The organism is Pricia sp. (genome assembly GCF_041745955.1).
Classification (GTDB): domain Bacteria; phylum Bacteroidota; class Bacteroidia; order Flavobacteriales; family Flavobacteriaceae; genus Pricia.
The window spans coordinates 1-8,632 of sequence record NZ_JBGTHY010000127.1; the positions used below are offsets into that span (position 1 = coordinate 1).

The following is an 8,632-nucleotide window of genomic DNA, read 5'->3' on the forward strand; positions in this document are numbered from 1 at the left end:
CTTCCTATCCTTATTAATTCCAAGGAAGATATCGAATCGACGAGTATACCTTCCCAGAATTTTGACGGTAAAGGCGCCGTTTTTCTCTTGGATAGCGGTTCGACCGGAGAAACCGCGCCGATGGTACAGTTGTTTATGGAGAAGATGAAGCAAGAAGGTTTCCGAAACATGCTTAAGGACCAGTTTATCAAACACACCGATGCCTGCGTTGAAGATTTCGTGAACGGCAACGTAAAATCGCTTTTTGGAAACCTAAAACAGCTCTCGCACGTGGTGCTCGATAATTTCAAGCCGATGATTCCCGCCAAGTTCCACGAACTTTGGAAAAAGGGCATCGAAACCAACGATTATTATCTAAAACTTTGCGGTTCCGGCGGTGGAGGCTATATTTTAGGCTTTACCCAAGACATCGATAAGGCCAAAAAGGCGTTGAAGGATTACAATTTAGAGGTGGTCTACAACTTCTAGAAACTCTCTCCCACATGCTGAGCAGAAAAAATAGACTCATACTCTTAAAGTTATTGAGCCTATTTTCGGTGGTACGCGGATACAATATTCTCATTATTGCCCTGGCCCAATATTTGGCATCCATTTATATTCTTGCCCCCGACCTGCCGCTTCGGGAGGTAGTATTCGACCTGAACCTTTTTATGATCGTAGTCGCGTCCGCACTGGTAATTGCCAGCGGCTACATCATCAATAATTTTTACGATGCGGAAAAGGACCTGATCAATAGGCCACGAAAAAGTATGTTAGATCGTTTGGTCAGCCAACGCTTCAAACTTTCGACCTATTTTGTGCTTAATTTTTTATCTGTACTCGCCGCCAGTTACGTTTCTTTCCGGGCAGTCGTATTCTTTTCGGCCTATATTTTCGGAATTTGGCTGTATTCCCATAAACTGAAAAGAATACCGTTTTTGGGCAACTTTTTTTCTGCGATTTTGGCCATTTCTCCTTTCTTTGCGGTCTTCGTTTACTATAAGAACTTCGATGCCGTCATATTCGTCCATGCCATCTTCCTGTTCTTGCTTATTTTGGCGCGGGAAATGATAAAGGATCTCGAGAATATGACCGGTGATCTGGCTCAAAACTATGATACCATACCCATATTATATGGTGCCGAGGTCTCGAAATTCCTGATATCCGGTTTGATCCTGCTCACCTTGATTCCCTCGCTGTTGCTGATTATCAAGTTCGATGTAGGCTATATGCATTATTATTTTATGGGATGTGTATTGCTTTTGCTCCTCTTTCTTGTGCTGTTGCTGAAATCTGGTACAAAAAGGCATTATGTTTGGTTGCACAATATTCTGAAGTTGATCATTGTGGTCGGCGTTTTTAGTATCCTGTTGATCGATGTGGATTTGGTATTGAACCGTATTCTGTGATAATCAATTCCCCGGTGGATTGGCTCCTTATACCAATTGCCTTTCTTACCTTTGCAAAAACAGAAACATGAACCGATCGGAGTCCAATAAGGAAAGTAAACCATCGAACAGGTCGAAAAAGGACAATGGCCAAAAGGCATCGGGCCGACAGGGCGGTACGTTCAGAAAGAAGAGTTATGCCCGTGGAAACGCACCCGTAAAAGGTGATGTAGGTAGTCAGCGACCAAGCAATCCCGATCTGATCCGCTTGAACAAATACCTATCGAATTCCGGGGTCTGTTCGCGTCGGGAGGCCGATGTGCTAATAACGGCAGGCAGTGTGACCGTAAACGGAAAGCCGGTCACAGAAATGGGCCATAAAGTGAAACGGACCGATGAGGTACGGTTCGACGGCCGTTTATTAAATCCCGCAAAAAAGGAATACGTACTACTGAATAAACCTAAGGATTTTACCACGGCGGCACGCAACGAGCATGGCAATCGAACTGCGATCGGACTTATATCAAAAGCCACCAAGACCGAATTGAAACCGGTCGGAAAACTGGATAAAAATACAACGGGATTATTGCTGTTCACGAACGACGGCGAATTGACCAAGCGTTTGAACAGCCCCAAAAACGGACTCCGAAAAATATTCCATATTGAATTGAACAAGCCTTTGCGAAGTGCCGACCTGAAAAAGATCCAAGAGGGCCTTCTGGTCGATCAAAAAGTTGTTAAGGTACAGGAGGTCAGTTTTGTCGAGAATGCCCCAAAGACCCAAATAGGCATGGAAATCTACAGCTCGCGCAGTAAGATCGTAACACGTATTTTCCAGACTTTGGAATATGAGATTGTGAAATTGGATCGGGTTGTCTATGCGGGATTGACCAAGAAAGATTTGCCACGAGGGCATTGGCGGTATTTGACCGAGCAGGAGGTGGTGAATTTGGGAATGATCAATTAAAGAAGACCGGTGCCTGTTCAACTTGTCCCGGAAACGGTCACCGTAGTGTTTAAATTCCTACCGAACCGAAGTAAAGAAGAACTTATCGTTCGTTGAGAATAATATTTGCCAAAACTTCTTCGATTTCCGTTTCCGACAGGCCGTGAGGCAAGTCTCGGTGGTACTGGTATCGAATTACATTTGCCTCCATGGGCAAAATAGCGCTTGCGGCACTGACCGTAGAGCACATTATACTCTTTTTGCCCTCACAATGATTTGAATGGCCGAAGCCGAGGGCATGGCCCATTTCGTGTTTGAAAAGTGCTCCGATGGGGTTTGAGATCCATATACGGGTAGCGGTGATTATGGAATTTTGAGAGCTTGTCTTTGCGTACCCGTCATAGTTACCTTTTTTTATAATAGCGTACATGTCGGGCCAGACAACTGCAACATCTTCCTTAGTTCCGAAAAATAGGCTTGCATTGGCATCATCGGGGTCTTCGGTCAATGTAATTCTAAAATCACTTTCTGTAAACAGGGTATTATATTGAGAGATGACACTTTCTACGGTCTCCCTGTATTCGTCGGTGATCATGCCGTCGAGATGCAGTATCATCGGAGTTGTCCATTTTCTGTTCTTATCGATTTCGGTCACGTGCGGCCCTTTCCAAAGCGTTAAGTATTGAAAATAAAAAATCAGTTCTTTTTGGTCGGATGTCAGGAGTGCCATTTCATCTACATCTTCCGCTGAATTATTTTCTTTGGCAGTTTCATCGTTATACGCTTCCGAGCTTACTTTTTCGTTGATTTCTTCGAAGGTTACTTCATCGATTTCTGAACTGCAGGCTACCGCCAAGAGCGATAGAATAGGTAGGGCTATTCTCCTCATGATTTGGGACTATTTTTGGACTGGGGATGCGTAGGTCATCCCATTGATTCTCAAAAATAGCGGGGAAGCATCCCTAGAAAAAATTTATGTTGTGAAATGGACATTAATGTAGGTCAACGGTTATTCTGTGCAGTTGGTCGAGCAATGACCTTTCCAAAAAAGGATGTCTTCTGTTATCAGGATGTTGGCGGGGATAGTACCGATACCTATAATTTGATGGGCTAACAACCCACGGTGATATAATACCAAACAATCAGGCTTTATTTCTTTTCCTCGAACAATAACCAAGACTCGGGATCGAGAACGAGAGCATCGGGCTTCATGGAGTTAGTAATCTCAAAAGTCTTTGATTTTTCGTCGATTTGCAGCGTTTTGATTTCCATTTTACCATCGGTAATGACGCCGACTTCCAAAGGAAATTGAAAGATATGATGGTCTTGTAGCTGTTCAATGGTAATGCGTAGCTTACGGTTGCGATAGTACCAGTCCCATTTGATTTCGGGATGTCCTTTGGTGTGTAGCCATTGCTTGAAGAATGCTTTCAAATCCGTTCCGGATACTTCTTCCATCACCTTTCTGAAATCGGCTGTCATGGCATTGGCATTTTGAAACCGTTTGTAGTAGTTGCGGATGCCTTCCCAAAAAACGCCGTCGCCCAGTTTATGGCGTAGCATATTCAGTACCCAACCTGCCTTTTGATACGTGTTAACACTCAAAACTTTCAACGGATCTGTGATGCTAGGGTCGATAATGGGCGAAGGATTTTTACCGTAATATTCGAAAATCTGTTTCCGGTCGAGGGCCAGCTCTTCCTTTCGCTTTTCATCACCGTAGACACTTTCTTGGTAGAGAATGGCAAAATAGGTAGCAAAACCTTCGCTGAGCCAAACATAGTTCCAATCGTTTTCGGTGGCGGAATTGCCGAACCATTGGTGCGCTATTTCATGGGCGATAAGGCCTTCGACCTCATTTTTTCCGGTAACGGAATTTTCGAAATAGGATATCGTGCCCGCATTTTCGAGTCCGCCCCATTGGGTCTTGGCCTGCATATTAGCAAGCTTCGCATAGGAATACGGACCAATATTATCGATAAAATATTTCAGCACCTCGGATGCTACGTCGTAATCGGAAAATCCATCCAATCGGTTTTCGGGGTACACCCAAGCGGTTACGGGAATGTCATAGACCTCGTCGATCAACCTGCTGGCAAATTGGGTTACCCCGATGGTCACCACTTTCATAGCCACGGGGGCGGGTTCTTTATAAATAGTAAGCTTGTTCCCATCGCCCAAATAGCTTTCCTCGATTTTTTCGCCCGTAGCGACCACATCGAAATGCTCGGGCGCGGTAATACGGAATTCGATACCGGCCTTGTCATACGGGTGGTCGACAGAAGGCAGCCAGTGCCGCGCCAGATTCGGCCAGTTATCGCCGAAGAAAGAACGTTGGCCAAACTTTGTCGTATCGATGACCAAGCCTCTTTCGGGAATGCCTTGGTATGCTATTTTAAACGTTCTTGATCGGGTCGAATCGGATGATGGGGTGATTTTGATTTTGTTGTTTTCGAAGGTGTAGTTTGCTGCGTTTTCGCCCTCAAAAATATCGGTAATCTCCATGCCGAAAGTGCGCGATTTGCCGATGAGGTCCAGTGCAAATGCCTCGGGATTGTTCTTGAAGTCTACGGTAATTTCGGCTTCGCCCTCGATTTGGTTGGTGGTGTCGTTCAGGCTTAGGTTGAAGATGTAGTCTTGTATGTCGGCGGAGGAATTTCTTTGGTAGGCGTCTTGGGCTTTTACGATAGCAAAGCAAAGTGATAAAAGCGCTAAAATGGGATATTGTGTTTTTATCATAATTTTTTGAAAAAAAAAATTAGTCAGTGGCAAGATTTTTCTTAAATTCTTTTGAGTACATGGTTCTCCCTTCCTCAAAATCATTGAGTCCGATAGATATGTTTTCTTTTGCCCCTTCGGAAAGTTCTTGCCACCAATAGGAGGACTGCTCTCCGAGGATAGTTTGACGGGATTCCATAGCCTAAAGAACTATTCCTTCAATCAACACTTTGGATATAGTTCAGTTCAAGAAGACAATCCTTGACCGCATCCTTAAATTTACTGTAGGATGTAAGTTTTTCAAGATGGACAATACTACATTTTTGGCCAATTGGAAGATACAGTTCGGAAATCTTTGGACGTTTCCTTCTGGCGGGCTTGTCTTCAAAGGCTATTCTAATGGCCTCGGATATGGTATTCTTTGGGTCAGAAAGATTTTCCGGAGGTCTGTCGATGCCCAGATCAGCAAAAGAATTGGATGTCCCAATCTCATCCTTAAAGCATTCTTGGTCCGCTAAAAGCCATGATTCCGTCATTTTGATCGGTACTATGGGTATTATATTCTTGCAAATATCGATTTCCGAATTCGCAATGGATTCAATGGCCGGTTTTATCTTTGTTTCAAAAGTATTTTCATCTGTAAAATCATCTGCATCCGCATGAAGGCATAAAACTAGAATCCCGAATTTTTCCGCACCTTCTTTGGCAGCATTTCGAGCGTAATCATTGAAAGCGTCATTAGGTACTATTATATTCTGAACATCTAAAATTTCAACATTGGTCGTGAACTCAAATATCACGTCTTCGAAAGTTCTCTTTATAATGGATGAGAGAAATCTTGCGTCAGTCGGACCTTCGCAAGCCAATCCAATTATAAGTTGCTTTATCATAGGGGAATGGATATTTGTTCCATATCAGTAGTTACGAGATATCTGTTTACCGTGGCTAAGGTTAGCTTTATCTCTGATTCGTTTAAACTTAAATCTGGGAATCTTATCTTCAATTGTTCTTCAGAAATATCTTTAACTACGGGAACAATTCTGGTTATGTTAATTTTAATTTTTTCCTTTTTGATATCGGTAATTAACGTGGTCAGTTGAGAAAACCAAACACTAACTCTACTATCGCCTTTCCAATTAATTATTTCTTTGACCAAGACAGGTGAATGGGTATTTACCAAAATTTGTCTTAATGGATTTTCGGTGTCATCAAAATCAACGCTTAAATCGTTCAATAGCCGAGTTAAAAATTTAATACGAAAAGGATGAATGCCATTTTCAGGCTCTTCATAACATAAAAGGTTTTTGTGGGTGTCGTCATATAAGAAAATACATAAGGTCAATAATCTCAGGGTTCCTTCGGAGAGCACTTGAGATGAATAGATTTTGTTGTCGTCACTTGTAACTTTAATAACATATTGATTATTGGCAACATCATCCATAACATTGACCTCGGTCAAATTCGGAAGTATATTGTTCAATTTTCTGGAAACTTCCTTAAGTACATAGTTATCCTCACTTTGAATCCTGAACAATGCAGCCGCAATGTTCTCGCCCGATTGGGTTATAATGTCAGACATGCCCATCTCCTTCTTTGTAGGTCGCCTCAAGTCATCAGGGTTCAGTTGAAGAAAGTTCCAATTTCTCATTTCTTCCCTTGCACCAAAAGCGTGGGGGAAACCAACGTCGTCTATACCGCTCAATACCGTTCTAGTTACCGTATTTGCAGGGGTTTCTTTTCCTCCTCGCTTTCCGTCCTGCGCCAACTTAATGGTAGGAATTCCATTTCTCATATCGGTATAGATGTATGGTTTGCCTCTTTTTCCTACAGGTACTTTAGGTCTCCAAAAATCTCTTGTTTGATTGGGAATATATTCCTTTACCCATAAGTCCTGTTGATGCTTAATTGGTTCAAGAGTTTCTTCATTAATGAATAGCTCATCTATTCCATCTTTATTCTTTTCTCTGGAGATTTTTAAGGAGTATTTTAGCCTGGTGTATTTCAGCGTCGACTTTCCGCCCCAACTATCTTTTATTTCTTTGTCCAGCAACATTTCAACATAAAAGTACATTTGGCTTGCATACTCTTTGCTGGAATATTGCGTGAACAATTCCTTGGCATCCCCTCTTTGATTTCTAAAAGCATTTTTTAAATCAGTGTGGGAAAGATCAGACAAAAGTTTAAGAGCATCGAACAAATTACTCTTGCCCGAGGCATTGGGGCCGGCAATAACCGTGAAAGGAGTGAAATTCATTTCAAAGTTAACGAATGACTTAAATCCATCAATTTTAACATGTGTTATCAAACCGGTTATTTTTTATTAAATATAATCTTTTAAAAGAGGATACCAAATTATTTGAACCATAGGGATGTATTGGCTGAAATGTAAGAAACCCTTAAAAACGCAGAATACATATCAAGTCTAGGTTGGATAGAAGTAGCTTACGGAAGTAGAGTGGCTTGGTTGAACCTCAAATTTCTCTCATCTTTTCCCGAATCTCCTCCAGGCACAAATTCCCCAAACTGCCCTCATGCGTGTGTTCAATATCGCGTTTTGGGATGAAGGTGCCCGCTTGAATTTCCTGCCCCATTTTTTTGTAGGCATCCCTAAAGGGCATCCCGTTCTGTACCAGCTCGTTCAAGGTGTCGACACTGAACATATAATCGTATTTCGGATGGTCAAGGATATTTTTATGGACACGGATTTCCTTTAGGCTAAACGTTAAGATTTCAAGACAAGCCTTCATGTCCTGAAGGGCCGGGACGATGATTTCCTTGACCAACTGCAGGTCGCGGTGATAGCCGCTGGGCAGGTTGTTGATGACCATGGTCAATTGGTTGGGGATGCTCTGCAGTTTGTTGCACTTCCCACGGACCAGTTCAAATACATCCGGATTTTTCTTGTGCGGCATGATACTACTGCCGGTGGTCAGCTCATCGGGAAAGGAAATAAAATCCAAGTTCTGGCTCATGTAGAGGCAGATGTCCATCGCCATTTTTGAAAGGGTAGCGGCAATACTCGACATTCCGAAGGCGGTCGCCTTTTCGACTTTCCCACGGCCCATTTGGGCGGCGACTACGTTGTACTTCATCGTTGCAAAACCCATTTCTTCGGTAGTAAAACTCCGATCGATCGGAAATGAGCTGCCATAGCCCGCAGCACTTCCCAACGGATTTTGATCGGCTACCTTGTAAGCCGCCTCGATAAAATAGAGGTCGTCGACCAGACTTTCCGCATAGGCCGAGAACCATAACCCGAAAGAGGATGGCATTGCGATTTGCAAATGGGTATATCCGGGTAGCAATACATCCTTATGCTCTTCCGCCAGTTTTAATAGGAGGTCGAAAAGCGTTTTGGTCAGGGTTTTGATTTCGGTCAGTTCATCCTTTAGGTATAAATGCATAGCGACCAAGACCTGATCGTTTCGGGATCGGGCGGTATGGATTTTCTTACCTGTATCGCCGAGCTTTTTCGTGAGCAAATACTCGATTTTGGAATGCATATCCTCGAAGGAATCTTCGATTACAAAATTTCCTCTTTCTATGGATGCGTTAATGGCATCCAATTCAACTACTAATGATTGGGTTTCGACATCCGTTA

8 protein-coding genes and 1 pseudogene are annotated in these 8,632 nt (G+C 42.9%); 3 read left to right on the top strand and 6 right to left on the bottom strand.

Translation table 11 applies throughout. The features are described from left to right. From ACEW8S_RS04490 to ACEW8S_RS04500, 3 genes and pseudogenes are all read left to right on the top strand, one after another. Positions 1–468 (top strand): annotated as a pseudogene (locus ACEW8S_RS04490) (mevalonate kinase); the annotation flags it as partial. A 14-nt stretch (positions 469–482) separates the two neighbouring features. Further along, positions 483–1,388, top strand: coding sequence for a geranylgeranylglycerol-phosphate geranylgeranyltransferase (locus ACEW8S_RS04495; RefSeq protein WP_373516985.1), 906 nt, complete (start codon positions 483–485; stop codon positions 1,386–1,388). 67 nt (positions 1,389–1,455) lie between these two features. Continuing rightward, positions 1,456–2,334 (top strand): pseudouridine synthase, encoded by an 879-nt coding sequence (locus tag ACEW8S_RS04500; RefSeq protein ID WP_373516986.1) that lies wholly within the window; start codon positions 1,456–1,458, stop codon positions 2,332–2,334. A gap of 82 nt (positions 2,335–2,416) precedes the next feature. Here ACEW8S_RS04500 and ACEW8S_RS04505 read toward each other — a convergent pair whose 3' ends face one another. The 6 genes from ACEW8S_RS04505 to argH all read right to left on the bottom strand — a co-directional run. Continuing rightward, complete coding sequence (locus tag ACEW8S_RS04505) at positions 2,417–3,202, bottom strand: hypothetical protein (protein ID WP_373516987.1); 786 nt, start codon at positions 3,200–3,202, stop codon at positions 2,417–2,419. A gap of 260 nt (positions 3,203–3,462) precedes the next feature. Next, entirely contained in the window at positions 3,463–5,052 is a 1,590-nt protein-coding gene (locus ACEW8S_RS04510; protein ID WP_373516988.1) for a M1 family metallopeptidase, read from the bottom strand. 19 nt (positions 5,053–5,071) lie between these two features. After that, a complete protein-coding gene (locus ACEW8S_RS04515; RefSeq protein ID WP_373516989.1) occupies positions 5,072–5,230 on the bottom strand; it encodes a hypothetical protein in 159 nt (52 codons plus the stop codon). Positions 5,231–5,249: 19 nt separating this feature from the next. Further along, positions 5,250–5,921, bottom strand: coding sequence for a DUF4276 family protein (locus ACEW8S_RS04520; RefSeq protein WP_373516990.1), 672 nt, complete (start codon positions 5,919–5,921; stop codon positions 5,250–5,252). Next, on the bottom strand, positions 5,918–7,336 hold the full coding sequence (locus ACEW8S_RS04525; protein ID WP_373516991.1) for an AAA family ATPase: 1,419 nt from the start codon (positions 7,334–7,336) through the stop codon (positions 5,918–5,920). The genes ACEW8S_RS04520 and ACEW8S_RS04525 overlap by 4 nt, the downstream gene beginning before the upstream one ends. Positions 7,337–7,502: 166 nt before the next feature. Continuing rightward, positions 7,503–8,632: argininosuccinate lyase (gene argH / locus ACEW8S_RS04530; RefSeq protein WP_373516992.1), on the bottom strand; the 1,130-nt coding region annotated here is incomplete at its 5' end.

Coding starts and splice junctions, on each gene's coding strand:
- ACEW8S_RS04495 (WP_373516985.1), top strand. CDS start 483: ATGCTGAGCAGAAAAAATAGACTCATACTCTTAAAGTTATTGAGCCTA.
- ACEW8S_RS04515 (WP_373516989.1), bottom strand. CDS start 5,230: ATGGAATCCCGTCAAACTATCCTCGGAGAGCAGTCCTCCTATTGGTGG.
- ACEW8S_RS04510 (WP_373516988.1), bottom strand. CDS start 5,052: ATGATAAAAACACAATATCCCATTTTAGCGCTTTTATCACTTTGCTTT.
- ACEW8S_RS04505 (WP_373516987.1), bottom strand. CDS start 3,202: ATGAGGAGAATAGCCCTACCTATTCTATCGCTCTTGGCGGTAGCCTGC.
- ACEW8S_RS04520 (WP_373516990.1), bottom strand. CDS start 5,921: ATGATAAAGCAACTTATAATTGGATTGGCTTGCGAAGGTCCGACTGAC.
- ACEW8S_RS04500 (WP_373516986.1), top strand. CDS start 1,456: ATGAACCGATCGGAGTCCAATAAGGAAAGTAAACCATCGAACAGGTCG.